Origin of the sequence: Chitinophaga ginsengisoli (assembly GCF_003014595.1) — a bacterium.
GTDB classification, from domain to species: domain Bacteria; phylum Bacteroidota; class Bacteroidia; order Chitinophagales; family Chitinophagaceae; genus Chitinophaga; species Chitinophaga ginsengisoli.
Genome location: NZ_PYGK01000002.1, coordinates 488,017 through 513,048, shown reverse-complemented (window position 1 = coordinate 513,048; position 25,032 = coordinate 488,017). Strand labels below are relative to the sequence as shown.

At 47.3% G+C, this 25,032-nt stretch carries 25 protein-coding genes; 13 read left to right on the top strand and 12 right to left on the bottom strand.

The features are described from left to right. The first annotated feature begins 18 nt into the window (after positions 1–18). From CLV42_RS06690 to CLV42_RS06675, 4 genes are read left to right on the top strand one after another with little or no spacing between them, the layout of a single operon-like run. Entirely contained in the window at positions 19–1,878 is a 1,860-nt protein-coding gene (locus CLV42_RS06690; protein WP_106601114.1) for a glycoside hydrolase family 13 protein, read from the top strand. 26 nt (positions 1,879–1,904) lie between these two features. Next, a complete protein-coding gene (gene pgmB, locus CLV42_RS06685) occupies positions 1,905–2,567 on the top strand; it encodes a beta-phosphoglucomutase (protein WP_106601113.1) in 663 nt (220 codons plus the stop codon). Between the two features lie 44 nt (positions 2,568–2,611). Further along, on the top strand, positions 2,612–4,936 hold the full coding sequence (locus tag CLV42_RS06680; RefSeq protein WP_106601112.1) for a glycoside hydrolase family 65 protein: 2,325 nt from the start codon (positions 2,612–2,614) through the stop codon (positions 4,934–4,936). Positions 4,937–4,949: 13 nt separating this feature from the next. Then, positions 4,950–6,323: an MFS transporter gene (locus tag CLV42_RS06675; protein WP_106601111.1), complete on the top strand. Its 1,374-nt coding sequence runs from the start codon at positions 4,950–4,952 to the stop codon at positions 6,321–6,323. 67 nt (positions 6,324–6,390) lie between these two features. Here CLV42_RS06675 and CLV42_RS06670 read toward each other — a convergent pair whose 3' ends face one another. The 5 genes from CLV42_RS06670 to CLV42_RS06650 all read right to left on the bottom strand — a co-directional run bounded on the left by CLV42_RS06670 (position 6,391) and on the right by CLV42_RS06650 (position 10,560). Continuing rightward, a complete protein-coding gene (locus CLV42_RS06670) occupies positions 6,391–6,732 on the bottom strand; it encodes an ArsR/SmtB family transcription factor (protein ID WP_106601110.1) in 342 nt (113 codons plus the stop codon). Next, positions 6,710–7,171, bottom strand: coding sequence for an SRPBCC family protein (locus CLV42_RS06665; protein ID WP_106601109.1), 462 nt, complete (start codon positions 7,169–7,171; stop codon positions 6,710–6,712). The genes CLV42_RS06670 and CLV42_RS06665 overlap by 23 nt, the downstream gene beginning before the upstream one ends. Positions 7,172–7,373: 202 nt before the next feature. Then, positions 7,374–8,246 carry a hypothetical protein gene (locus CLV42_RS06660; protein ID WP_106601108.1) on the bottom strand — a complete coding sequence of 291 codons (873 nt, stop codon included), beginning with the start codon at positions 8,244–8,246 and terminating at the stop codon, positions 7,374–7,376. Positions 8,247–8,531: 285 nt separating this feature from the next. Continuing rightward, positions 8,532–8,804 carry a hypothetical protein gene (locus CLV42_RS06655; RefSeq protein WP_106601107.1) on the bottom strand — a complete coding sequence of 91 codons (273 nt, stop codon included), beginning with the start codon at positions 8,802–8,804 and terminating at the stop codon, positions 8,532–8,534. A 106-nt stretch (positions 8,805–8,910) separates the two neighbouring features. Next, complete coding sequence (locus CLV42_RS06650; RefSeq protein WP_106601106.1) at positions 8,911–10,560, bottom strand: carboxylesterase/lipase family protein; 1,650 nt, start codon at positions 10,558–10,560, stop codon at positions 8,911–8,913. Positions 10,561–10,683: 123 nt separating this feature from the next. Here CLV42_RS06650 and CLV42_RS06645 point away from each other — a divergent pair, with 123 nt between their 5' ends. Continuing rightward, a complete protein-coding gene (locus CLV42_RS06645; protein ID WP_106601105.1) occupies positions 10,684–11,235 on the top strand; it encodes a gluconate 2-dehydrogenase subunit 3 family protein in 552 nt (183 codons plus the stop codon). A gap of 13 nt (positions 11,236–11,248) precedes the next feature. Then, the gene (locus CLV42_RS06640; RefSeq protein ID WP_106601104.1) at positions 11,249–12,958 is read left to right on the top strand and encodes a GMC oxidoreductase; all 1,710 of its coding nucleotides are present in this window, start codon (positions 11,249–11,251) and stop codon (positions 12,956–12,958) included. Between the two features lie 97 nt (positions 12,959–13,055). On the opposite strand, the gene CLV42_RS06635 is transcribed toward CLV42_RS06640, so the two are convergent. Then, the gene (locus tag CLV42_RS06635) at positions 13,056–13,694 is read right to left on the bottom strand and encodes a hypothetical protein (RefSeq protein WP_146154324.1); all 639 of its coding nucleotides are present in this window, start codon (positions 13,692–13,694) and stop codon (positions 13,056–13,058) included. A 94-nt stretch (positions 13,695–13,788) separates the two neighbouring features. Between CLV42_RS06635 and CLV42_RS06630 the strand changes: the two genes are divergently transcribed. Further along, the gene (locus CLV42_RS06630; RefSeq protein WP_106601102.1) at positions 13,789–14,712 is read left to right on the top strand and encodes a hypothetical protein; all 924 of its coding nucleotides are present in this window, start codon (positions 13,789–13,791) and stop codon (positions 14,710–14,712) included. On the opposite strand, the gene CLV42_RS06625 is transcribed toward CLV42_RS06630, so the two are convergent. The 3 genes from CLV42_RS06625 to CLV42_RS06615 form a co-directional block, all read right to left on the bottom strand. Next, a complete protein-coding gene (locus CLV42_RS06625; RefSeq protein ID WP_146154323.1) occupies positions 14,701–15,156 on the bottom strand; it encodes a hypothetical protein in 456 nt (151 codons plus the stop codon). The genes CLV42_RS06630 and CLV42_RS06625 overlap by 12 nt on opposite strands. 11 nt (positions 15,157–15,167) lie before the next feature. Further along, complete coding sequence (locus CLV42_RS06620; protein WP_106601100.1) at positions 15,168–15,926, bottom strand: DUF899 domain-containing protein; 759 nt, start codon at positions 15,924–15,926, stop codon at positions 15,168–15,170. A gap of 110 nt (positions 15,927–16,036) precedes the next feature. Further along, on the bottom strand, positions 16,037–17,134 hold the full coding sequence (locus tag CLV42_RS06615) for a DNA alkylation repair protein (protein WP_106601099.1): 1,098 nt from the start codon (positions 17,132–17,134) through the stop codon (positions 16,037–16,039). A 124-nt stretch (positions 17,135–17,258) separates the two neighbouring features. Here CLV42_RS06615 and CLV42_RS06610 point away from each other — a divergent pair, with 124 nt between their 5' ends. From CLV42_RS06610 to CLV42_RS06600, 3 genes are read left to right on the top strand one after another with little or no spacing between them, the layout of a single operon-like run. Further along, complete coding sequence (locus tag CLV42_RS06610) at positions 17,259–17,528, top strand: hypothetical protein (protein WP_106601098.1); 270 nt, start codon at positions 17,259–17,261, stop codon at positions 17,526–17,528. A gap of 38 nt (positions 17,529–17,566) precedes the next feature. Continuing rightward, complete coding sequence (gene treF / locus CLV42_RS06605; protein WP_106601097.1) at positions 17,567–19,183, top strand: alpha,alpha-trehalase TreF; 1,617 nt, start codon at positions 17,567–17,569, stop codon at positions 19,181–19,183. A gap of 1 nt (position 19,184) precedes the next feature. Then, entirely contained in the window at positions 19,185–20,357 is a 1,173-nt protein-coding gene (locus CLV42_RS06600; RefSeq protein WP_106601096.1) for a DUF5009 domain-containing protein, read from the top strand. On the opposite strand, the gene CLV42_RS06595 is transcribed toward CLV42_RS06600, so the two are convergent. Beyond that, positions 20,341–21,678, bottom strand: coding sequence for an NAD(P)/FAD-dependent oxidoreductase (locus tag CLV42_RS06595; RefSeq protein ID WP_211303395.1), 1,338 nt, complete (start codon positions 21,676–21,678; stop codon positions 20,341–20,343). The genes CLV42_RS06600 and CLV42_RS06595 overlap by 17 nt on opposite strands. Positions 21,679–21,810: 132 nt before the next feature. On the opposite strand from CLV42_RS06595, the gene CLV42_RS06590 reads away from it, so the two are divergent. The 3 genes from CLV42_RS06590 to CLV42_RS06580 are packed head-to-tail and all read left to right on the top strand — an operon-like array spanning position 21,811 to position 23,644. Beyond that, positions 21,811–22,323, top strand: a complete 513-nt coding sequence (locus CLV42_RS06590; protein ID WP_106601095.1) for an alpha-ketoglutarate-dependent dioxygenase AlkB — start codon at positions 21,811–21,813, stop codon at positions 22,321–22,323. A gap of 19 nt (positions 22,324–22,342) precedes the next feature. Then, positions 22,343–22,999 carry a GDSL-type esterase/lipase family protein gene (locus CLV42_RS06585; protein WP_106601359.1) on the top strand — a complete coding sequence of 219 codons (657 nt, stop codon included), beginning with the start codon at positions 22,343–22,345 and terminating at the stop codon, positions 22,997–22,999. A gap of 18 nt (positions 23,000–23,017) precedes the next feature. Then, a complete protein-coding gene (locus CLV42_RS06580) occupies positions 23,018–23,644 on the top strand; it encodes a PQQ-dependent sugar dehydrogenase (protein ID WP_245901527.1) in 627 nt (208 codons plus the stop codon). A 152-nt stretch (positions 23,645–23,796) separates the two neighbouring features. On the opposite strand, the gene CLV42_RS06575 is transcribed toward CLV42_RS06580, so the two are convergent. Both CLV42_RS06575 and CLV42_RS06570 read right to left on the bottom strand, forming a co-directional pair. Continuing rightward, positions 23,797–24,090, bottom strand: a complete 294-nt coding sequence (locus tag CLV42_RS06575; protein ID WP_106601094.1) for a chaperone modulator CbpM — start codon at positions 24,088–24,090, stop codon at positions 23,797–23,799. 10 nt (positions 24,091–24,100) lie between these two features. Beyond that, the gene (locus CLV42_RS06570; RefSeq protein WP_106601093.1) at positions 24,101–25,006 is read right to left on the bottom strand and encodes a DnaJ C-terminal domain-containing protein; all 906 of its coding nucleotides are present in this window, start codon (positions 25,004–25,006) and stop codon (positions 24,101–24,103) included. Between the last annotated feature and the right edge of the window lie 26 nt (positions 25,007–25,032).

Below are 25,032 nucleotides of genomic sequence, written 5' to 3'. Positions count from 1 at the left end.
AGAGAAGACCTAAAGCGCATGTTACAGACGAGAAGAATGTTATTAACCGCCATCCTGCTGCTGACTGCTATGTATACCGCTATGGCGCAGATGCCTAAGCTGGAAAGGATAGAACCCGCCTTCTGGTGGACAGGGATGCAGGAGCCAATGGTGCAGCTGATCGTACACGGAGATAAGATCGCGGCACGTGAAGTATCCCTCAGTTATCCCGGTGTGACATTGCAGGAGGTACACAAGGTAGAGAACCCGAATTATCTCTTCGTGGATATCAATATCGCTGCTGCCGCAAATCCGGGAACGATCCCAATTGTGTTCAGACAGAAAGGGCAAAAGGATATCGTCTACCAATATGAACTGAGGAAAAGAGAGAACAGCAGCAAAGCGCAAGGGGTGAATAGCAGTGACCTGGTGTACCTGATCATGCCCGACCGTTTTGCCAATGGGGATAAAAGCAATGATGTCATCAAAGGTATGCAGGAAACCTCACTGAACAGGGATTCCATGTATAAACGCCATGGCGGCGATATACAAGGTATCATTGATCACCTGGGATACCTGCAGGACATGGGTGTGACCGCATTGTGGATGACGCCTCTTGTGACGAATGATCAGCCTTCTGCTTCTTATCATGGTTACGCTGCTACAGAGAATTACCGTATAGACCCGCGCTTTGGTTCCAACGAAATGTACAGACGACTGGCCGATAGTCTGCATAAACGGGGTATGAAACTGATACAGGACCTCGTGCATAATCATATCGGTAGTCAGCACTGGACGATGAAAGACCTGCCTATGAGCAATTGGGTACATCAGTGGCCGGCATTCACCCGCTCCAACTTTCGGGCTGCCCCGCTGATGGACCCTTACAGTGCAGCTGCCGACAGGAAACTAATGACAGACGGCTGGTTTGATGTGCATATGCCTGATATGGACCAGTCCAACCCTTACGTGCGCAGGTACTTTACGCAAAGTCATCTCTGGTGGATAGAATATGCCGGCGTAGATGCCTTCCGCCTGGATACCTACCCTTATAACGACGCAGATTTTATGGCTGAATGGGGAAAGGCCATTAAAGCCGCTTATCCGGGCTTTACCTTCTTTGGTGAGGTATGGGTACGCAGCGGTCCTGAACAGGTCTTTTTTAGCCAGGGGAATACCGTAAACAGGGGCTTCGATTCACAGCTGCCTGGTACGACAGATTTCCAGAGTCTCTGGGCTATTGCTGCTGCACTTAATGAAAAGCCGGGATGGGATGATGGAGTGGTGAAACTCTACTCCACGCTGGTACAGGATTATCAATACCAGGACCCTATGCGTAATGTGGTATTCCTGGATAATCATGACCTGAGCCGTTTCTACTCTGTCGTGAATGGTAACAAGAACAAATACAAAGCTGCCTTAGCCTGGTTGCTCAGCACCCGTGGCATTCCTCAATTGTACTACGGCGCTGAGATAGGCATGAAGAACTTCAGCAATCCCGATGGCCTGGTACGTGAAGATTTCAAGGGAGGATGGGCCGGTGATACACTGAACAAATTCACCGCTGCCGGTCGCAATGCAGAAGAGAATGAATTGCATGATTATATCAGCAAACTGGCCAACTACCGGAAGAATAACCCGGTATTACAAACAGGAAAACTGATGCAGTTCATCCCGCAGGATAATGTCTACACCTACTTCCGCTACAACGCAGAGAAGACCGTGATGATTGTCATGAACCCGAATGAAAAGGAGATGGCAATGTTAACAGCGCGGTTCACAGAAAGGACTACCGGCTTTTCCAAAGCGAGAGATGTGATCTCGGGAAATAGTGTTCCCCTGGCCGACAGCCTCCGCATTCCTGCAGAGAGCACATTGGTGATGGAGCTGGAACGATAACATTCACAAACGATTTACCTGAATATATGCAAGGAATAGCAGCATGCATTTTTGATCTCGATGGCGTAATAGTAGATACAGCTGTTTACCATTTTAAAGCCTGGAAAAGACTGGCCAATGAACTGGGATTCAATTTTACGGAAGCACAGAACGAAAAGCTGAAAGGCGTGAGCCGTGTCCGTTCCCTGGAACTGATCCTCGGATGGGGTGGTATTGAGAAGTCGGCCGAAGAACAGCAGGAACTGGCTACCCGTAAGAATGAATGGTACGTGGATATGATCCATCATATGACACCGGAGGAGATCCTGCCGGGTGCAAAGGAACTGCTGGATAGTTTGCGGGCTGCCGGTATAAAGACCGCCCTGGGATCAGCCAGTAAAAATGCGGGTGTGATACTGGACAAGGTGGGTATCCTGCCTTTGTTTGACGCTGTGATAGATGGCAATATGGTATCGGCCTCCAAGCCCGATCCTGAAGTATTTCTCAAAGGTGCAGAAGCCCTGGGCGTAGCACCGGCACAATGCATTGTTTTTGAGGATGCTATTGCTGGTGTGCAAGCTGGTAAAGCCGGAGGAATGAAAGTGGTGGGCATAGGAGAGCAAAGCGTATTGGGTGAGGCTGATCTGGTAGTTGGCGGGCTGCAGGAGATCAATATTCAAACACTGACCAATTTATTCAACTCAAAATAAACAATGCCAATTGCGCGCGCAAAACGGCGCCTTAGTTAAGAGTCATGAAGCAGTACATAAAAGTAGACGGGTGGAACATTATCGAGGAAGGTTTTGTACCACATTATAACAGGATTTCTGAAAGCATTTTCAGTCTGGGTAACGGACGTATGGGACAGCGTGCCAATTTTGAAGAGTCCTATTCAGGCGAGACATTACAGGGTAATTATGTAGCCGGCGTATACTATCCCGATAAGACCCGCGTGGGCTGGTGGAAGAATGGCTACCCGGAATACTTCGCCAAAGTATTGAATGCCGCCAACTGGATCGGTATTGATATCCGCATCGACAATGAAGTGCTGGACCTGCATAAAGCGCAGGTCAGCGATTTCCGTCGTGTACTGAATATGCAGGAAGGTTATCTGCAACGTTCATTTACGGCTACCATCTCAGATGGTAAACAGGTACGCGTAGTGGCTACCCGATTCTGCAGTATTGTGGATGATGAAACAGGGGCTATCCGTTACAGCATTACACCACTGAACTTTGACGGTACACTGCAGGTCACTGCTTATATCGATGGCGATGTAAAGAACCAGGATGCCAACTACGATGAGAAGTTCTGGGATGAGGTAGATGCCAATATAGAAGGTAATAGTGCTTACCTGGTACTGAAGACAAAAAAGACCGGTTTCCAGGTATGTACAGGTATGCAGTTCTATATTCACCAGGATGGTCAGCCATTACAGCTGAGCATCACACCTGTTGAGAAGGAAAAATATGTAGGAGGGACTGCCACCGTTTTTATCTCCCGCCAAAAAGAAACCGTTATCTACAAATACGCCGCTAACCTTTCTTCGGAAAATCATTCCCTGGCAGCACTGGCTAACAACTGCGAAGCGACCGTTAATAAAGTGGCCGCGAAAGGCTTCGATATCATGCTGGCAGAACAGACTGCTGCCTGGGAGTTGAAGTGGAAGGAAAGCGATATCGTTATAGAAGGAGATCCTGCTGCACAACAGGGTATCCGCTTCAATATCTTCCAGCTGAACCAGACCTATACAGGTGAAGACGCTCGTCTGAATATCGGGCCTAAAGGTTTTACCGGTGAAAAATATGGCGGTTCTACCTATTGGGATACGGAAGCTTATTGTATTCCCTTCTACCTGGCTACTGCCGATCAGCAGGTGGCCCGCAATCTTCTCATCTATCGTCATAAACAACTGGGAAAAGCCATAGAGAATGCCGCTAAACTTGGCTTCAACAACGGAGCTGCCTTGTATCCCATGGTGACGATGAACGGAGAAGAATGTCACAACGAATGGGAGATCACCTTTGAAGAAATTCACCGGAATGCTGCCATCGCTTTTGCCATTTTCAACTACATTCGCTATACGGGTGACGAAGCTTACCTGGCGGAGTATGGACTGGAAGTATTGATGGGTATAGCGCGCTTCTGGGCACAGCGGGTGAACTGGAGCGACGCCCGTAAGCAGTACGTGATGCTGGGCGTAACAGGACCAAACGAATATGAGAACAACGTCAACAATAACTGGTACACCAGCACTATGGCTACCTGGTGCCTCCAATATGCGATAGAGGCCTTGCAACAGGTGAGAAACACTGCTCCGGACAGATATGCCGCTATCCTGCAACAGACAGCTTTTGACGCAGGAAAGGAAACAGAAAAATGGCAGCATATCATCGACAACATGTACTACCCGGTAGATGAACAACGCGGTATTTTCTTACAACAGGATGGCTACCTGGACAAAGAACAGATCCTCGTAAAAGACCTGGACCCTGCACAAAGACCACTGAACCAGAAATGGAGCTGGGACCGTATCCTGCGTTCCTGTTATATCAAACAGGCGGATGTGTTACAGGGATTGTACTTCCTGGAAGACAGATATGATATGGATACGCTGCGCCGCAACTTTGATTTCTATGAACCAAGAACAGTGCATGAGAGTTCCTTATCGCCCTGCGTACACGCTATACTCGCGGCCAAACTCGGCGATGAGCAACGTGCGCATGAGTTCTACCTGCGTACTTCCCGCCTGGACCTGGATGACTATAACAACGATACAGAAGACGGTCTGCACATTACCTCCATGGCAGGTACCTGGATGAGCGTAGTAGAAGGATTTGCGGGCATGCGTGTAAGAGATGGACAGTTACAGTTCACACCATTCCTGCCGGGTAAGTGGCAGTCTTTCGCATTCAATATCCGTTTCAGAGGTCGTGTGCTGAAAATAAAAGTAAGCAAACAGGGTGTACACATTGAGAACGGATCTGTGGAAGATATTACAGTGCTTGTCTACGGAGAGCCGGTACATGTACCAGCAGGTAAAATGGTGACAACAAACCAAGGAAATTTAGTCAATTAAAAATATTTATCCCATGAAAGGAATGGTTAAGCCGCGGTTGTCCGCTGCGCGCATATGGAATATGAGCATGGGCTTTTTCGGTATCCAGTTTGGCTTTGCATTGCAGAATGGGAATGCTTCCCGTATCCTGCAGACCTATGGAGCAGAAGTAGAACACCTGTCATTATTCTGGCTGGCGGCGCCACTCACAGGTATGATCGTACAACCGATCATTGGTCATTACAGTGACCGTACCTGGAACAGGTTGGGGCGCCGTCGTCCCTATTTCCTGGTAGGCGCTATTGCTACTGCGCTGGCCCTGATACTGCTACCGAATTCCTCCCTGCTGGCATATGTGTTGCCGCCGGTATTGATCGGGGCAGGTATGCTGACACTGATGGATGCCTCCATCAACGTAGCCATGGAACCCTTCAGGGCATTGGTGGCAGACAATCTACCGGACGAACAACGCAGCCAGGGATTTTCCGCCCAGACCTTCCTGATAGGAGCGGGGGCGGTGTTGGGATCTTCCCTTCCTTATCTGCTGGCAGAGTATGCAGGCGTGTCAAAGACCGCCGCTCCGGGCGTTGTGCCGGATAATGTGATCTATTCCTTTTATGTGGGTGCGATGGTATTACTGGCTACCATTCTTTGGTCCATCATTACTTCGAAAGAATATTCCCCCGAGGAGTTTAGGCAATTCAACCCTGAGCATACGGCAGAAGCACCTACAGGAGGGATCAGGACCATCGGGAGAGATTTCTCCAATATGCCTGCTGCTATGAAACAACTGGGCCTGGTACAGTTCTGTTCCTGGTTCGCATTGTTTTCTATGTGGGTATTTACTACGCCGGCAGTGGCGCAGCATATCTATAAGGTACAGGCAGGCGATACTTCTTCAGCACTCTTCGCTGACGCAGGGAATAAGGTAGGTTTCCTGTTCAGTATCTACAGTGCAGTATCTGCTGTGTATGCATTGGTATTGCCGGTGATAGCGCGTAAAACATCCCGCAAGGCAGCGCATGCTATTTCGCTGACAGCGGGCGGGTTATCGCTGATCTCTTTCTATTTCATCCAGGATCAAAACATGCTGATATGGCCTATGATTGGCATAGGTATGGCCTGGGGAAGTATTCTGTCAACGCCCTATGCGATCCTCTCAGGGGTGATACCTTCTCATAAAACAGGCGTATACATGGGTATCTTCAACTTCTTCGTCACCTTCCCGCAGATCGTGAATGGCATCTTCGGAGGTCTGATCGTAAAACACCTGTTTCACAATGAAGCGATCTTCGCCCTGGTAATGGGCGGCGTGTTTATGATCATTGCAGCAGTGGCAGTGTTGTATGTAAAGGACAGGGAAAAAAAGACGGCAGAAGTATTGGTGCCAACCTATGGGGTTGCGTGAGATTATATTGCATAGCTGAAGTCCCGTTACAAGCAGGAACGTTGGTGTAACGGGGCTTCAGATCATGCTATTTATTCTTCTTTTTAGCGATGTCCGGGTTCTTCTCCAGCAGTTGTTCCAGTTTGCTTAAACGCTCTTTCCAGAAATCATCAAAGAAGTTAATCCACTCTTTTAACTCATCAAACCCTTCCTGGCGGAGTATACAATACCGTTCCCGGCCTTTCTCTTCAAAGGTGATGAACCCAGCCTGATGTAGTACCTTGATATGTTTTGAAATAGCAGGGCGGCTGATGTCAAATTGCTCCGCAATAGCATTGATGGATTTTTTATCGCCGGCCAGCATAAGCAATATCTCACGCCGGCTTGGGTCTGCGATAGCCTGAAAGCTATCGAACTGGAGTGCTGTCATCGGTAAAGTTTGTAAGTGCTTGCTGGAAACGTTTGGCCACTTTGTTCTTCCATCCCATCTCCATAATAAAGCTGCTGATATAATTCTTCATTCCTTTAAAGCCTGTCTGCTCCAGGTGTAATTCAGTACCACCGTCTTTGGGCACCAGTATCCAGTTCACTACTGTATCAAGATTATAAACGCCTTCACCGGGGCCACCCTTGAAGGAGTAAGAGAGCTTCTGCAAAGGAATGACCTCCAATACCTCAAAGTACATCTTACCATCCCAATCCATCTTCGGACGGGGTTTCGTCACTTCCATCCATTTAAAGCCCACTTCCGCCCTAAAACCGCTGGAGGCAAGATTCCATTGTTTGAGGATCTCCGGATTGGTCAGGCATTCCCAGATCGTTTCTACAGGGTGTGGATAGAACCACTTGAGTTTGATGTCTCTTTTCATATATGTAACTTTGAAGTTACACAAATGTATATGTAACTTTTGAGTTACGCAAGAGGAATAGGCATAAAAAAAGACAGCCTGGATAATCGATTGATTACAAATACGAATTGCCCAACCCGGTATTACCAGGTCGGGCAATCTGCTTATATATAATGCTGCCGGGCTTTAACACAAGTGCGGCAGCATCATATATGGTTTTTCGTTAGGGTAAAGGAGCCGTTGCTGTGGTGGTATAAACTACAGGCCATACATTTGGTGCAGGTACACTTACACCTTTGCTTGCGCCCATTACCTGTGCATCAGCACCGAAGTAATACATAGGCCAGCCTTTGTAGGTAATTTGTTTTTTGCCCTGTACAGTGATGATCGCAAAGTCTGCTTTAGTAAATCCTGTTGGCACATTCTTTACTTCTGATACTTCATAAATAGGCCAGATCGCATTGTGAGTAGGATCTGTATTGGTGAAGTTATTCGTACCTGCTTTGTCGTTGGCAAATTTGTACAAAGTGTGACCGCGGTCGTCTGTCAGGTATTTGGAAGCACCTGTACCTGCAGCAATAGCGCCGGTAGCGTCAAGTACATAATCTTTAGCATCGTTGCCATGTAACTGGAAGTTAGCCACCATTACAGTATAGTCAGGTTTAGCTACAAACCAGATCTTACCAACGTTATCACCTTTCACATCACCTGCCGCAGCATCGCTGGCATAGTAATATAAAGGCCATCCTTTATAAGCAGTCTGTTTGCTGCCATCAGGACGTGTAACAGTGGTGAAATCAGCTTTGTTCAGTGATGTATCTATGGTCAGTTTATCAGCGTCTACATAGAATACAGGCCATGCTGCTACACAACCATCTTTACAGGTAGGTACACCCTGTGCGTCATTAGAGAAGAAGTACAGTGTTTTGCCGGTGCTGTCTGTTAATACTTTACCGAAAGTTGCGTTGGTAGTTACTTGTACGGTCTTCTTAGGAGCTGGAGGAGGTGTACTGCCGCCATCGTTGTCGTCTTTTGAACATGATGTTATCACGGAGGCAACGAATAACATTGCCACTGCAGATTTTAATAAATGCATGGTGTTTGAAATTTTTAAATAAGCAAATTGAGCACTTGTGTCAACTCCTTAATACGAGACTAAAATTCGAAAGGTTGCCTTGAGGGGTGAAAATTTTTTTATTTCGGCTGATGGAAGGATTGCTTATGAGATAAAAGACTGGTTTTCGTTTGCTTACAAAAATGGAGCAGTTGCGGCAGGGGGCTTCAGATGAACGATAGATAGTACCCTCCCTGAATAGGGAAGGAACTACGTATGTACGAACAGTTTATATAGCACTGTTCCCGGAATGATATAATTACCTTTTCATTTGCCTCCGCTGAACTGAGGTGGCAGTAAACTGATCTGTTTCCATAAAGCGTCAGCTATCTCCTTATTCTCTTCGTTCAGGTTTTCTGTTTCGTATTGAGGCTGATCGCTGTCGTCGTTCTTTATGATCTCAAATTGTCTGGGAAACGATACATTGGAATGTATGTTCGGCGCAATATGATAGATCGTGGCATGTGCCCGCCTTTCAAATGAAATATCATACAGCTGGTGCTGGTCATTGTGCGCAATTGTTATCTGCCGGGTCATCATAAAATACTGTTTTAAATAAGGGTACAATAACCAGGCCATTGGCACAGTAAAAAAGGATACTCCGGGTCTCTTGATAGCAATGATAGGAAGAGACCCGGAGTTAATATTATTGTTTGTATGCTTTATCGAGGAACAGGTACCTGTCTGCGTGTTTTTCCTGCTGCAGGGAAGAGCGCAGGTCAATATTCATATACCGGGATCTGGTCGTTGCATCTGCTTCCCATTTGGGGAGCCCGTTGCCATTCGGGTTACCGGTTTTAATGAAATTCGCAAAGTAATTCAGCATGGTGTTGGATACCAGGTAGTCTTCTTTGGTCCAGGCATACACCTCATTAAGCCGCAGGTTGCCAAGGGCATATTCAATCTCTGCTGCATGAGGCGCTCCTTTAAATATTTCTGCCGGTTTAGATTTAGCTGGCTGTGAGGCGCTGGTTTTTATCACACCACCGGCCAGTCCGGGTTGTGCATTACCCATTTTGGGTGTCATTGGTGGACGGCTGTGGGAGAAGACGTAACGATACACCGGCTGCTGACTGGTACTTAGTTGCAGTGCAGCCCATTTCCAGGTACTGTATACAATGAAACGGTCGCTGGCCAGGTCAGTGGCAGAAGCAATGACTTCTTCTCTGGTATTACCCGGGTACAGGCGGAGCACTTCTTCCGCGTCTTGTGGATATAATTCTTTGATCTTTTTGGTATAGTTCTCAGAAGTAGGATCATCTTTCCAGAGTAATGCCCTGTAGGGAATTTCTGCGGAGTTCCAGCCTACCAGCAGTGGTACCTGTGCCTGTTCGCCTGCTGCAAAGATCTCTGCCGGCTTTTTAGGCAGTACATAACCGTCTATATTGGTCGTTAATGGCGGCATACCGGGGCCGGAAGCTCTTTTCAATAAGTCTTCTGCCGGAATAGCCCTCAGGGCTTCCAGGGAGCTGGCGCCCAAGGCATTGGCGAATGCAAGGCCGTTCTTTTCAGCATCTTCTTTACTGGCAGGTGGCATGGTCGGGAAGATCATAGCGCCACTTTCTCCGATAGCACCATTGATCATGTCTTTGGACAGGGGAGATGCCATCAGGGCAGATACAGAAATGGAACCCGCTGATTCTCCGGCAATAGTGATCCTGTCAGGATCTCCACCGAAGGCGGCAATATTCTTTTTTACCCAGGCCAGTGCAGCCTGCTGGTCCAGCAATGTGTAGTTGCCGGAGGCATGGTAAGGCGCTTCTTTTGACAACTCCGGATGGGCCAGCAACCCGAATACGCCCAGGCGGTAATTCACTGTCAGCGAGACAATCCCTTTGCGGGCCATACTCTCGCCATCGTAGCGGCCTTCTGAACCGTCTCCTGCTACCATTCCACCTCCATAGAAATAGACCAGTACCGGCCGCTTGCTTTTGGAAGGTTGGGCTGGCGCCCAGATATTCAGGTATAAGCAGTCCTCACTCATACCGTTAGAACGGAAATTCATGTCTCCAAATACGTTCCCCTGCATCGCCCTGGGGCCAAAACGATCCGCTTTCAGGATAGTATCCCAGGCCTGCAGCGGTTGAGGGGCTTTCCACCGTAGCGGCCCTACAGGCGGTTGTGCATAGGGAATACCCCTATATACATAGATGCCGCCGGGAGTAGTGGAAGTGCCTTGTATACGGCCACTTTTTGTGTTGATAATAGGGTTCGGGGCACTGGTCCGGGACTGAGCATTGCCCGGTAGCCAGGCCAGCTGGCTGAACAGGATGAGTGACAAACAGTATAATTTCATAACATGCGTATTGATGTAAATGTGATGTGCTGAAGGTACTACAACGAAAATTATCAACCAATTGGCTTGGAAATATTAAATATAACCTATACCTTTTTGGCTTGTTTTAGTAAATACCTATCCATGCTAGTAAACAGACGTACCGCGTTAAAACAGGTCTTAGTAGTATCCGCAGGTCTGGCATTGTTGCCTTCCTGTTTGCGGAAACCGTCTCCCGCTTCTATCTCATTGAAAAATATAGCAGTAGATGCTGAAGGAGAAAATATGCTGGCTGCGCTGGCAGATACATTGATCCCTGCTACCGCCACACCAGGTGCAAAGGACGTGAAGGCACATTTATTTGCCCTTACTATGGTTGACGACTGTATGAAAAAAGAAGATCAGCAGAAATTCCTTACCGGCATGAAAGCATTTTCCGACCTGTGTCAGAAAAAGAACGGTCATTCTTTTGAAAAGAGCAATCCCGCAGAAAGAGCAACGCTCCTGAAAGAACTGGAAGCTGCCGATGCCAGCAAAGATGATGCAGCTGCATTTTATCGCACAATGAAAGATCTTACCATCTACGGATATACGACTTCCGAATATTATCTCACTAAAGTACAGGTGTACGAGCTGGTACCCGGACGTTTCCACGGAAGCGTACCTGTGAAACCAGCCAGCAAAAGGACTGCTTAATTTATAAATCAGTATGGCGAATATTAATAAGGGGGCTCAGGACCACACATTCGATGCAATTGTGATCGGATCTGGTATCAGTGGCGGATGGGCTGCAAAAGAATTCACTGAGAAGGGACTAAAGACACTGGTACTCGAAAGAGGCCGCGACGTAAAACATCTGAAAGATTATCCGACTACCAATAAATATCCCTGGGAATTTCCTCACCGGGGACAAGTACCGCAAGCTATCCAGGAAGAAGCACCTGTCGTAAGCCGTTGTTATGCCTTTAAGGAAGATGCGATGCACTTCTTTGTAAAGGATAAGGAACATCCTTACGAACAGGATAAACCATTCGACTGGATCCGTGGATACCAGGTGGGCGGTAAATCCCTCCTCTGGGCAAGACAGACCCAACGCTGGAGCGACTTCGACTTTGAAGGTCCTGCACGGGATGGCTTTGCAGTAGACTGGCCGATCCGCTATGCTGACATTGCGCCATGGTACAGCTATGTAGAGAAATTTGTGGGTATCTCCGGAAATAAAGACGGTATCGCCAACCTCCCGGATGGTGAATTTCTGCCACCCCTGGAGATGACAGCCGTTGAAGAATATTTCAAGGGTTTTGTAGCAAAGAACTACAAAGACCGCCATGTCATATATGGCCGTTGCGCTCATCTCACGGAGCCACAGCCCATTCATATCCAGCAGGGTAGGGTACAATGCCAGAAGAGAAACCTCTGTCAGCGTGGATGTCCATTCGGCGGTTATTTCAGCAGCAACGCATCTACACTGCCATGGGCGGAAAAGACAGGTAACCTCACATTACGCCCGTTCTCAGTGGTAGAATCCATCATTTACGACGAACAGAAAGGTAAGGCTACCGGTGTACGCGTAGTAGACACGCAGACCAAAGAGACGACCGAATATTTTGCAAAAGTTATCTTTGTTAACGCTGCTGCCATCAATACAAACCTGATCCTCCTGAACTCCACTTCCAACCGTTTCCCTAATGGATTAGGAAACGACAGTGGCGTGCTGGGTAAATACTTTGCTTTCCATAACTACCGTGGCCGCATCTCCGCCGACTACGACGGCATGCTGGATAAGACCACCGAAGGACGTAGCCCTACCAGCGCTTACATCCCAAGGTTCCGCAACGTAGCTAAACAGGAAACAAACTTTCTGCGTGGTTATGCTGCTGGTTTCAGCACCGGTAGACGTACCTGGAATAGCCACGATGGTTTCGGTCAGACGCTGAAAGATCATCTCTTCAACCAGGAGATGGGTAACTGGTGGGTGGGGTCTCACATGATGGGAGAAACCATTCCTAAAGAGATCAGCCAGCTTACACTCGATAAAACGAAGAAAGACGAATGGGGCGTGCCTGTCGTACATGTGAACCTCGGTTATGATGACAACGATGAGAAGATGCTCAAAGACTTCTATGAGCAGATGACCGAAATGTACACCAAAGCGGGTTTCACCAATATACGCACCGAAGACTCTAAACAGGCGCCTGGTCTGGATATCCACGAAATGGGTGGTGCACGTATGGGTAAAGATCCTAAAACATCTATCCTCAATAAATGGAACCAGATGCATGCTGTGAACAACGTATTCGTGACGGATGGTGCATGTATGACTTCTACTTCCACACAGAACCCATCGCTGACTTATATGGCGTTAACTGCCAGAGCAGTGGATTACGCGGTGTCGCAGTTGAAGAAAGGAGAGATATAAGAACATATTTGTGAAATATAAAGCCTTCCTGTTGATTGCAGGAAGGCTTTTTTATATTGCAGGATTTTGTTGTTAACGTAAACGGATATTCCATATATTAATCTCTTAGATACGCATCAAAGCTATCCTCTGAAAAATAAATGTTATTGTGAAGATAGACTGTATCTGTTCTTATTTTCCTCGTGATCAGCTTAGGTATTGGTTTCTTATAACTTAAACGGTATCTATAGTATGATACCCATTTTTTCTCTGTTCCCTGACGTTGCCATCCCACTACGTCAACGTTATAAGTACCGATTGCCCTTGTTCGTTTAAAGTGGTAAAAAAGCGTATCTCCCACTAATTGCAGTTCTTCCCGTTTTTTGGTCACTTCCTCATTAAAGTAAATGGACGGAGTCATTAATCCTGGCGTTGCAAGGGCTATGTGCAACTCTTTTGAGTATTTCTTGTGCCAGTTGCTACCATATCTGGCTACCAGTGGGCGTGCCGCTATTTCGTTATCACGTGTAAGACTGTCTATCTCCGCCTTAGTAACAATGCATCCCATCACATTGTCTTCATAAAATCCCCATTTGCTGTTGACACTGTCTATTATTCCCAATGCTTTAAAATACGGAAGTCCCCATGTATTAAAACGTATCAACGTATCTGACGCATTGGTATTGTGTGTGAAGGTATTGGGAGTCCGGCAATTACAAAAAAACAGTACTCCGGCAAATAGCAGGATATATCTCATAGATCGTCTTTGGCTGAACGAAAATATCGAATATTCTGTAGGAGCCAAAATGCCTGTGTTTTGACTATATTTAGTGAATAATAACAGCACTTTCATGAAACGTTATTACATCTTACTGCTCTTATGTTTTTTATGCCTGCAACTGCATGCACAGGAAGTGAAGTACGTATACAGGGATGCGAAGGACAGCACGCATAATTTTTACGTAAAACTGATACCCTCAAGCCCCATAAAAGGATTATTGGTTTTAAACAACCAGGCCCTTTCAAATGCGGGCAATGAATACGCGCTGGAACATGGTGTGCTGGTAGTCAGCATTGTACCACGGTATGACAATGGCTTCAGGGAAAACATGGTAGGAGATACTGTACTTCATTACATGGATACCTTGATAAATGAAGTATTGTCAGCCCATAAGATCCCGGCAGATAAAGTGATCATAGGTGGTTTGTCGGCTGCAGGTACAGGGGCCGTTCGTTACGCACAGTATTGTGCAGCAGGTAAGTCAGTCTATCATATCAAAATAGCAGGTGTATTTGCTGCAGATCCTCCGCTGGATTATGAACGGATGTGGTATCTCGCTATCCATACCATCGAAAGAAAATTTCATCAGGGCGCTGTGGCGGAAGCACAGGGGCTGAAAGATATGTTTATCAGCAAAATGGGTGGCCCTCCTGGACAATATCTGACTGCTTACCAGCAGTTGTCTCCCTATTCTCACACAGCAGCAAATGGCGGCAATGCAGGCTTGCTAAACCATGCACATGTAAGACTTTATACCGAGCCGGATGTCAACTGGTGGATCGAAAACAGGCGAAAAGATTACTATGACATGAATGCACTTGACCTGGCAGGATTGGTAAACCAACTGAAACTAAACGGCAATGACGACGCCACGCTTATCACCACAGAGAATAAAGGATATAACGGTACAGACAGGCATCCTCATGCATGGAGTATTATTGATCAGAAAGGCCTGATAGACTGGTGCCTGGAAGTATTCAACTCAAAAAAGTAACAGTATACTGCTGCCGATCAGGATTCCCGTCATTACAATAAACAGCTGTTGCCGTGCCCTCCATCCGGTGATGGTAACCGGGAAGAAATACATCCCGATATATCTGGCGGCAAATAATGATAATGGTATCACACCTGCACACAACAGGGATATGTACAGCAATTTCGCACTTGCTACAGATAAACCAATACCCGTACCTAATGCAATATAGGCCGCAAGGCAGAAAGGACATTTGGGAACAAGCGCCAGCAGAAAGGCGGGGAGTACGGGTTTAATAAAGCGTGCTGTCCTCCTGAAAATGCCTTCGGATTTGCTGGCAGGAACGGTTGTTACTGACGCTTCTTTACCGCGCATTCCCTCTTCCGCAGGTGCGGACAATTGTGCAGGAACATTGCAGGGAACCGACTTTTCAGCATGTCCCCCGCAACAATTAAATGTACGCATGATATCAACTGTTAGTGGCAGCAATTACTTGCTTCCGGAGCCTTGGTTTCATATTTATCATGGTGTTTTACCCAATTCATCGCATTGTCTTCATTACGTCCCTTTGGCGTCATTTCCAGTAAATTGTAGGTGGTGAGCATGATATCTACTCCTCTGGCAAAAGATGAATAGGTATGAAAGATATCTCCGTTATCGTCTTTATAGAAGACGCTGACACCGGGTAATTCCTGCTCTGTTACGGGAATCTTGTCGTAATTATAAATCATCTCATTTTTGGCGATGTCTTCTTCGGTAGCAGAAACGTGGAAGTCATAGTTGAAGTCGTTTTTGTTGGAAGACACCCATTTGAAGCCCCATCCCATCCTTTTCTGAAAAGGAATGATATCGCTCATAGGAGCGCGAGACACCGCCACATAAGAAACATCGTGGTTCAACAGGTGGACCAGCGCCCCATCTACATGATCGGCCATGAATGAACAGCCGGGGCAACCTTCTTTCCAGCCTGGTCCTAGCATGAAGTGTTGTACGATCAGCTGGCTGCGGCCGTCAAAGAGATCGGCTAAGGTATATGTTCTGTCTGCTCCTTCAAAAACGTAGTCCTTTTCGATTTTTACCCAAGGGAGTTGTTGGCGCAGGTGAGTCAGTTCATCTTTCAGGTGGGTCAGCTCCTTTTCTTTCTGCATTAGTTTTTTACGGGCCTCTGTCCATTCCTGTTCGGACACTACCGGGTGGTCAAGTGTAGCGGCTTGATCAGCAATATATTCTTTCATGTCTTTGAGGTTTAGTGTACTACAAATGTCCGATTGTCCCCGCAGAAAATGGCTGGTCATTATTGCCATATTAAGGGGGGAATTGAGACAATTTGAGATACGTGTAAACCCTATATCAACTCGAATGCTTTAGCCGGATATTCCTCTCCATTGATGATGACGGACAGCTGGTGTTTACCGGGATAAAATACCCGGGTAGTAATGAGCCGGAAGGATTGTTTCCGGAGAATCTTTACCTGTTCGCCAGGGGCATAGGTCTTCTCACTGATCTTAAACACTTTTTTGGATAGGGTGCCGTTCGCCTTCAGGTAGTGTACCCCATATTCCAGCCTGATCGTTTGTGGTTGTGCATCCTTGTTTTTGATGGCGAAGGAGAATTCCAGGCTGTCACCGGTGCGGACCTTTGGTGTCAGTATTTTAAAGTCGCTGAAAGCAACATGTGTGCTGTCCAATCCGTAATGCTGCAACATCTCCTTACTGCCCTGTTTCAGTAAGGTGCGGCTGCCATGTTTGATAATAGCGTCCGTTTCTTTGCTGATGCCCTTCCATTTTGTCGCAATGGCGATCACGATAGCCGGATTATCCTTGGCGATGTCATTGAGATTGTTCGCCACACTACGTCTTACCGACTCGGAAGGGTCTTGTTTCAGGTTTTCCAGGATGGGCAGTATGGGGGTAGGGTCTTTTTTCAGGAAAGGGATAGCCATTGCCCAGGGCAAACGGGGACGGCTGCCTTCGCTGGCCAGGCGCCTTACCTTCTCACTTTCATGTAAGGACCAGGCCAGCATCTGCTGCATCATCGTGTCGCCGTATTTGAGGATAAAAGGGCGTACGGCAAATTCACAGGTGATGAACTGGGTTACGAATTCCAGTGCCCTGATAGAAGTGTCATAGTGTTCCAGCCCATAAGTAGCTAGGTAGTCAGGGAAGAAGATAAACTCCAGGGCTTCCCTGAAGCCGGCCTTTCTGAGGCTGTTAATGGTCTTTTCGATCAGGGGAATGGCCTGGGTATAACTGGCAGGCATAAATTCGTGCAAAACGGCTGTCGTGTGCTTCATCCGCTCTTTCAGTTCCTTTTCTTCAAAGCCGTCCTGGTATATCCTTTCAATGAACCGCTTTTTGTTGAATGAGGGTACTGTTTTGACAAGTACGTCGGAAAAACTGTTATAAAAGGCAGGGGAATAAATGTCTTTCAGTAAGCTACTCATAGTAAGGTATTTTACAGGAGCTGCAAAAGTAAGTATTGTCTTCCGAAGGCGGGTAGGGATTAATTTATCCGTATCCCCCGGTAATAGTGTAACTTTGTACTTTGTTTCGCTGAAATGTGTAATTATGAAAATAAGTAATCCGGATATTATCCGCCTTGCAGAGATCAAATCCTATTTCCTTGACCCGCCTTACACCTTCAGGATATATAGTTACGCGAAGCCACAGGTAGATGAAGCCATAAACATCCTGAGAAAATATAGTTTCATATCGCCTTCGTTGATGAGCCAGATGGAAGATCTCAGGCAGTTATTTGAGCAATCTGAAAATGATGCTGGCGCAACACGCGAAAATATGCGATCTTTCGCCATCTTGCTGAACCGTATTAACCGGTAAGCAGGGAGCCTTTATAAAATATAGAAACCACGTAACGTATGAATGGAAAACGCTTTTTCATTGCCATTGCCATGGCATGCGGATTGGCCTGTAAGCAGCAGCGGCCACCGCAGGTTAAAGAACGCTCCCCCAGGCAGGAATTCCCCGGATTGTTTGAAGCCGTCCAATCCGCCCACATCTTTCCCGACAGCAAAACTTTCGCAGACTGCAGACCCCAGGCAGCGCCTGCAATGGTGCTTCAGTTTTATGCAAAAGAACAGGAGGCAGAAGGGTTTAGTCTGGCCGCTTTCATTCATAAATATTTCCTGGTACCCGCAGCCGCTACTACCCATTACATCACCGATACCAGTCAGGACGTTGTCGCACATATTGAATCACTCTGGAAAGTCTTAAAACGGGAGCCTGACAGTGCCAATACATGGGGTTCCCTTATCAGCCTGCCTGCTCCCTATGTTGTTCCGGGGGGCCGTTTCCGTGAGGTGTATTACTGGGATAGCTATTTCACCATGCTGGGACTGAAAGAAAGCGGCCGTATAGACCTGATAGAGAGTATGGTAAAGAACTTTGCCTTCCTGATACGCACCTATGGTTTTATCCCTAATGGCAACCGCACCTATTACCTCACACGCTCACAACCACCTTATTTCGCCCTGATGCTGCAACTGCTGATCTCCGCAAAGGAGGATCGCAAACAGGAGATACTAACCACATACCTCGATGCCCTGGAAAAGGAACATCATTTCTGGATGAAGAAGCCGATAGAAGGACAGAGCGAAGAACACCTGGTAGCATTGTCTGACGGGGCCGTCCTCAATCGCTATTACGACAGGGGCAACTGGCCCCGGGAAGAAGCCTGGACGGAAGACATCAAAACGGCCAAAAGCGCCCGCCGGCAACCGGTCGAAAAGGTTTACCAGGAACTGCGTACCGGTGCAGAATCTGGCTGGGACTTCAGCAGCCGCTGGCTGGCAGACGGGAAATCACTGTCTTCTATCCACGTTACGGATATTATCCCTGTAGACCTTAACTGCCTCTTATACAACCTGGAAATGACCCTCGGAGATGCTTACAGCATGAAGGGCAATACCGCCATGGCCCTGCAATACGAAGCTGCCGCCGCTACCCGCCGGGATGCTATCCTGCGCTATTGCTGGGACCCGAAGACCGGCTTTTTCAGGGATTACGACTTTAAAAAAGGCACCAGAACGCCTGTACTGAACCTGGGTGGTATGTATCCGCTGTTTTTCGGGATTGCCCGCCAGGGACAGGCAGATAGTGCTGCCATCGTGATACAGCGACAGTTCCTGTATCCCGGCGGACTGGTATCCACGCCAATCGAAACAGGAGAACAATGGGATGCTCCCAATGGTTGGGCGCCCCTGCACTGGATGACGATCTCCGGCCTGCTCACCTATAAGAACGACTCCCTTGCATCTGAGATAGCCGGCCGCTGGGCAAACCAGAACATCCGGGTGTTTAAACAAACAGGTAAGCTGCTGGAGAAGTATAACGTGAAAGACACCTCGCTGCAGGGAGGAGGAGGAGAATACCCTAATCAGGACGGCTTCGGATGGACGAACGGGGTGCTCCTGAAAATATTGCACCTGCAACAGGAAGGGGTATTGAATAATGTAAAAAATATTAATACCTTATAGCATGCTTAAATCATCCCAACGCCTGTTATCTATTGATGCCTTTCGCGCCCTTACCATGCTGACCATGATCTTTGTAAATGACGTCAGTGGTGTGAAAAATATCCCTGCCTGGATTGAACACGTACAAGCCCAGGAAGATGGGCTAGGATTTGCAGATACGGTCTTTCCTGCCTTTCTATTTATCGTCGGCCTGTCCATTCCCTTTGCCATCGGAAAACGCATTAGTCAGCAGAAATCCTTCATCAGTACAGAAACGCATATCCTGGTCCGCTCCCTGGCGTTGATCGTCATGGGCTTTTTCCATGTCAACCTGGAAAATTACAGTCAGGCGGCATATTTACCTTACCCGATATGGGAACTGCTGATCACCATCGGATTCTTCCTGATATGGCTGGATTATCCGCAGGAAATGGAAAAGAAAAAAAGATATACACTGGTGGGCGCCGGTATTGTCTTACTGCTTGTTATGGCGGCGCTATATAAAGGAGGTCCGGCAGATGCGCCACACTGGATGCGGCCTTCCTGGTGGGGTATACTGGGCATTATCGGGTGGGCATACCTGGTCTGTGCCAGCTTGTACCTGATAGTGAAAGGTAACTTTGGAGCTATAACCGCCATTTTAGGCGTTTTTCTGCTGATAAACATATTGACTCACGCCGGCCTGTTGCACTTCGAGATTCCGGTTATAGACAATGCTTCTTCCGTATCCCTGATCATGGCAGGAGCGGTGATCTCTTCATTGTATACACTGCTGGACAAAAAAAGGAAGTTAAGCTCCCTCTGGGCCGTATTTATAGGCCTGGGAGTGCTGGCGATAGTGGCTGGTTTTATACTACGCCCCTATACCGCCGGTATTTCCAAGATCCGGGCTACCCCGGCCTGGGTGTTGATCTGCTCAGGCATCAGCATACTGCTATTTACCGCAATGATCTGGCTGGTAGACGTAAAAGGTAAGATGGATTGGTTCAAATGGATCCGTCCGGCTGGTACGAGTACATTAACCTGTTACCTGATCCCGTATTTGCTTTACGCAGTGCTGGCGTTGGTTGGATTCAGCTACCCAACTGCATTAAGTGAAGGGATAGGAGGGATACTCCGCTCTATTGCGATCGGCTTCCTGGTCATTCTACTGGTAGGTTGGATGGAAAAGAAACGGATCAGACTGAAGATTTAACCGCTGCCGCCATTTCAGCTTGCTTTACCTCCGGCTGAGGTGGGATCGGTTTAATGATCATACGCAGGGCCTGGTCTCTTGTAAAATAGGCCACGGTCCAGTTGTACATGGTTTTCAGCTTGTTGCGGTAGTTGATGAGTGCCATCACGTGAATGAACAACCACATGAACCAGGCAATAAAGCCATTGAAGTGCAGTTTTGGCTTAGGAACGTCAGCTACAGCATTATTACGACCGATAATAGCCATAGTGCCTTTATCTATATAACTGAAAGGCTTCAGCGGCTTGTTATCCGCCATTGCGGAGAAGTTCTTGGCCAGGAGCTTACCCTGTTGTAATGCAACCTGTGCCAGCTGGGGATGTCCGTCCGGGAAATTCTTATCAGTGGTCTGTAAACAGGTATCGCCGATAGCAAAGATATCGTCCACACCGATCACCCTGTTGTAAGCATCTGTCATCATTCTCCTGCCTGCGCCGGTACTGGCCACGGGAATGCCGTCCATCAGCCGTGCGGTTACACCGGCTGCCCAGATGAGGGTTTTAGTCTGAATAGTATCGCCGTTGTTCAGGATCACCTGATCGTCCACGAAGTCTTTTACCCTTGTTTTCAGCTTGATCTTCACGCCTAGCCTGCGTAAGGCATTATAGGTGTGCCGTTGCGACTTTTTAGTCATCGGTTCAAGCAGGCTTTCTCCACCGCTCACCAGGTAGATCTCCCCGCCATGTCCATGTAGTTCCGGATAGTCTTTTCTGACCACATACTGACGTAATTCCGCCAGCATGCCGGATACTTCCACACCGGTAGGACCACCACCTGCAATGACAATAGTGGTCAGTTTCTTCCGCTCCGCAGGGTCCTGGGTGATACAGGCTATTTCCAGCCTTTTTAGAAGCGTATTCCGCATCTCCAGTGCATCATTCACATTCTTCATTGGAATAGCGTACTTCTTTATGTTTTCATTGCCGAAATAGTTGGTTTCAGTACCTGTGGCAAAAACGAGGTAATCGTATTCTATTTCGCCTTCATTCAGGTAACAGATATGTGCTTCCGGGTCTACCCGTTGGAACTCTCCCATATGGAAGCGGAGATTGGGCTTATCCCGGAATAATTTACGAAAAGGGTAACAGATGCTTGATGTCTCCAGGTATCCCGTCGCCAGCTGATAGATGAGTGGGGGGAAGAAGTTATAGTTGTTCTTATCTACCAATGTAATCTGGTAACGCTTGTCGTGCTGCAATCGTTGGGCCAGATTAATGCCTGCAAATCCACCGCCGATGATTACTACCTTAATTGCTTGTTCTTTTGTTTCTGAGCTTTCCATTGTAAACTTATTTCCTGGTGTGTAAAATCTGGTGTGTAAAGATAGTCAATCCGGCTTACATGATATAATCATCCCTACCACACAGGATCTTGGCGGCATTATCCTGCAAGATTTTCTATATTTTGCGGCACTATGAACGGAATTACTTTTATACCGGATTTCGTACGGGATGCTGAGCGCTTATTTAGTTCATTGAGGGATAATGTTTTATGGGATGAAAGAATGCTTGCCCGTAAAACCGCGAGTTTTGGCGTTGCCTACAATTATTCACAGATGAGCTATCCTTTTCAGGCCTTTCCCCCTGAACTGGAAGCTATTGTTACCCGGATAAGCACTACGCTGGGTTTTACCCCCAATAACTGCCTTATAAACTACTACCTGGACGGGAAATCTAAGATGGGTTTTCATGCAGATCAGACAGATATCCTTGAACAAGGAACAGGTATTGCCATTGTTTCTGTTGGAGAAACAAGAACACTCCGGTTCAAAAACATCAAAGAGCCCGTTGAGACGATTGACTTTCCGTTGCCTGCAGGTTCCCTGATCTACATGACACAGGCTGTTCAGGATGAATGGCTACATGCAATTCCCGCGTCAGATACGAACAATGGAAGAATGAGCCTTACTTTTCGTGCAATTAAATAATAATCATTATACCATGTTTATGAAGAAACTGTTAAGCTTTTTAGTACTGATCCTGATCGTTTGTATTTCTGCTGTTCACGCACAAAGATATCAGGACGATATCAACACTATCCAGAAGTGGGATAAGATGTATGCGCCTCCGGCGAACCCGATACTGTTCACCGGAAGTTCCTCTATCCGTAAATGGGATGACCTTGAGAGGACCTTCAGCAGTTATGTTGTCATGAACAGGGGAGTAGGTGGTGCTGTAACGAATGATATCATCTATTACGCTGATCAGATCATCTTTCCTTATCACCCACGTCAGATAGTGCTTTATGTTGGGGAGAATGACCTGACAGAAAAAGGCATAACAGCAGATAGCATCTTTAACAGGTTTAAAAACCTGTATGCGACTATCAGAAGCAAACTACCCAATACTCCCATTGTATATATTTCCATCAAACCGAGCCCAAGCAGGGTGCAGTTCCTGCCCATCGCTAAACAGGCGAATAGCCTCATCCGCAGTTATATTGCAAAGCTGTCTCACATCACTTTTGTAGATGTATTTCAACTGATGCTCGATAAGAACGGTCAACCCAGAAAAGAGCTATTTGTGGAAGATATGCTGCATATGAATGCACAGGGTTACGCTATCTGGAGAAAAGCTGTAAGTCCGCTGCTGTTGCATAGATAAAGGGCAAATATCCTCGAAATGAATCCGGATGGCAGTGGTATGCGGGTCTATGCATCCGGATTGAGAAATCCGGTAGGTATGGGTTGGGCGCCGGGTACCAATACCCTCTGGGTCGTGGTCAATGAACGTGATGAACTGGGAAATGACCTGGTGCCGGATTATCTGACAGGTGTCAAAGAAGGCGCTTTTTATGGATGGCCATACAGCTATTGGGGCCAGCACAGAGACCCCAGGGTCCCCAATGCACCGGAGGGATTGGTAGAAAAGACCATCGTGCCTGATTACTCCCTGAAATCCCATACCGCCTCTTTAGGACTGGCCTTTTACACTAAGAACAGTTTCCCGCAGAAATATAGGAATGGGGCGTTTATTACCCAGCATGGTTCCTGGAACCGCAAGCCCTTATCAGGTTACAAAGTGTTATTCGTACCCTTTAAAGATGGCAAACCTGCCGGAGAGGCGGAAGATTTCCTCACAGGCTTTATGAAAGACAGTATAGCAGGAGAGGTGCGCGGAAGACCTGTAGGTATCATTGTTTCCAATACTGGTGCTTTATACATCACAGACGATAAAACGAATCGTATCTGGAAGGTTAGCTATAGTGCCCGCACCCTCAATGACAATGCCCCAAGGCCCAATAAATAATAATGAATAACACAATGCTACCTAAACAACCGCCGCCGAATTTCTTTGCGCCCCAAAAGGCGATAATTGCTCTGAAGAATTTATTCATGGTTGATAATTTAACGGAGTAAGATAATCAGGCCTGATGAAATATGGCATCAGGCTATCACATCTCAGAATGCTTCGTACAAATGCAGCCGTTCTCTCAGCGACACTATTTCCATTTGCATATGCCTGATCTTATCCAGCAGGTGTTTGATGACTTCAATACCGGCTGTATTGATCCCCATCTCACTGTACCAGCGGGTATACAGCTCCAGGTCCTGCAGCTGTTCCTCGGAAATGAAACGGTCGCCTTCTACAACGGTAATGGCTATCAGTCCTTCATCTGCCAGTGAGTTAATAAAGTCAGTTTCAATTTCGTGTATACTGCAATATTGGGTAACGGCTATCAGTGCTGTTTGCATAACGGATAGTTTAATGTGATGATGCGGCCAGTTGCCTGAATAGTTCTTTCTGTGCCTCTGTCAGATTGGTCGGAAGCAATATGGAATATGTGATGATGAGGTCTCCGAATACATTCTCCTGCTTATATACAGGAAATCCCTTGCCTTTCAGCCGGGCCTTGGTGCCATTCTGTGTTTCGGGCTTCACCTTCAGTTTCAGTTTTCCGCTCAGCGTATCGATGGTGACATCTCCTCCGAGTATGGCGGTATAAAGCTCCAGGTCCACATTCATGTAGAGATCATTGTCGACCCTTTTAAAGACGGGATCTTCAGCTATCACAAAAGTAATATAGAGGTCTCCGTTGGGTCCTCCGTTGCCTCCGGGAGCGCCATGTCCTTTCAGCTTGATGACCTGTCCGTTGGCAATACCTGCCGGTATGGTGATCCTCAGTTGTTTGTCATTGACGCTGAGCGTGTGCTGGTGAGTAATATAAGCATCCCGCAGACTGATATGTAATTCCGCATTATAATCCTGCCCGCGGAACTTACGCTTGCTGCCACCGGTACGGCTGCCGAAGAGGGACTCGAAGAAGTCTGAGAACTGTCCCTCGGAAAAGTCTCCGAAGTCCTGTCCACCGAAACCGCCATATCCCTGTTGACCACCAAACTCGCCGCTGCCCTGTTGCTGTCGGGCCTTCTCATACTGGTCTGCATGCTGCCAATGCTCTCCGTAGGCATCATATTTTTTACGATTCTCGGGGTCGCTCAATACCTCATTCGCCTCGTTGATCTGCTGAAACTTCATCTGCGCCTCCTTATCGTTTGGGTTCAGGTCGGGATGGTGTTTCCTGGCAAGCTTCCTGTATGCTTTCTTTATGTCGTCCTGGGAGGCTTTTTTATCTACTCCAAGCACCTTGTAATAATCTATAAAAGCCATATGTATAGTGTATATGTGGCTAACAG

Coding starts and splice junctions, on each gene's coding strand:
- CLV42_RS06690 (WP_106601114.1), top strand. CDS start 19: ATGTTACAGACGAGAAGAATGTTATTAACCGCCATCCTGCTGCTGACT.
- pgmB (WP_106601113.1), top strand. CDS start 1,905: ATGCAAGGAATAGCAGCATGCATTTTTGATCTCGATGGCGTAATAGTA.
- CLV42_RS06680 (WP_106601112.1), top strand. CDS start 2,612: ATGAAGCAGTACATAAAAGTAGACGGGTGGAACATTATCGAGGAAGGT.
- CLV42_RS06675 (WP_106601111.1), top strand. CDS start 4,950: ATGAAAGGAATGGTTAAGCCGCGGTTGTCCGCTGCGCGCATATGGAAT.
- CLV42_RS06670 (WP_106601110.1), bottom strand. CDS start 6,732: ATGACAGCACTCCAGTTCGATAGCTTTCAGGCTATCGCAGACCCAAGC.
- CLV42_RS06665 (WP_106601109.1), bottom strand. CDS start 7,171: ATGAAAAGAGACATCAAACTCAAGTGGTTCTATCCACACCCTGTAGAA.
- CLV42_RS06660 (WP_106601108.1), bottom strand. CDS start 8,246: ATGCATTTATTAAAATCTGCAGTGGCAATGTTATTCGTTGCCTCCGTG.
- CLV42_RS06655 (WP_106601107.1), bottom strand. CDS start 8,804: ATGATGACCCGGCAGATAACAATTGCGCACAATGACCAGCACCAGCTG.
- CLV42_RS06650 (WP_106601106.1), bottom strand. CDS start 10,560: ATGAAATTATACTGTTTGTCACTCATCCTGTTCAGCCAGCTGGCCTGG.
- CLV42_RS06645 (WP_106601105.1), top strand. CDS start 10,684: ATGCTAGTAAACAGACGTACCGCGTTAAAACAGGTCTTAGTAGTATCC.
- CLV42_RS06640 (WP_106601104.1), top strand. CDS start 11,249: ATGGCGAATATTAATAAGGGGGCTCAGGACCACACATTCGATGCAATT.
- CLV42_RS06635 (WP_146154324.1), bottom strand. CDS start 13,694: ATGAGATATATCCTGCTATTTGCCGGAGTACTGTTTTTTTGTAATTGC.
- CLV42_RS06630 (WP_106601102.1), top strand. CDS start 13,789: ATGAAACGTTATTACATCTTACTGCTCTTATGTTTTTTATGCCTGCAA.
- CLV42_RS06625 (WP_146154323.1), bottom strand. CDS start 15,156: ATGCGTACATTTAATTGTTGCGGGGGACATGCTGAAAAGTCGGTTCCC.
- CLV42_RS06620 (WP_106601100.1), bottom strand. CDS start 15,926: ATGAAAGAATATATTGCTGATCAAGCCGCTACACTTGACCACCCGGTA.
- CLV42_RS06615 (WP_106601099.1), bottom strand. CDS start 17,134: ATGAGTAGCTTACTGAAAGACATTTATTCCCCTGCCTTTTATAACAGT.
- CLV42_RS06610 (WP_106601098.1), top strand. CDS start 17,259: ATGAAAATAAGTAATCCGGATATTATCCGCCTTGCAGAGATCAAATCC.
- treF (WP_106601097.1), top strand. CDS start 17,567: ATGAATGGAAAACGCTTTTTCATTGCCATTGCCATGGCATGCGGATTG.
- CLV42_RS06600 (WP_106601096.1), top strand. CDS start 19,185: ATGCTTAAATCATCCCAACGCCTGTTATCTATTGATGCCTTTCGCGCC.
- CLV42_RS06595 (WP_211303395.1), bottom strand. CDS start 21,678: ATGGAAAGCTCAGAAACAAAAGAACAAGCAATTAAGGTAGTAATCATC.
- CLV42_RS06590 (WP_106601095.1), top strand. CDS start 21,811: ATGAACGGAATTACTTTTATACCGGATTTCGTACGGGATGCTGAGCGC.
- CLV42_RS06585 (WP_106601359.1), top strand. CDS start 22,343: ATGAAGAAACTGTTAAGCTTTTTAGTACTGATCCTGATCGTTTGTATT.
- CLV42_RS06580 (WP_245901527.1), top strand. CDS start 23,018: ATGAATCCGGATGGCAGTGGTATGCGGGTCTATGCATCCGGATTGAGA.
- CLV42_RS06575 (WP_106601094.1), bottom strand. CDS start 24,090: ATGCAAACAGCACTGATAGCCGTTACCCAATATTGCAGTATACACGAA.
- CLV42_RS06570 (WP_106601093.1), bottom strand. CDS start 25,006: ATGGCTTTTATAGATTATTACAAGGTGCTTGGAGTAGATAAAAAAGCC.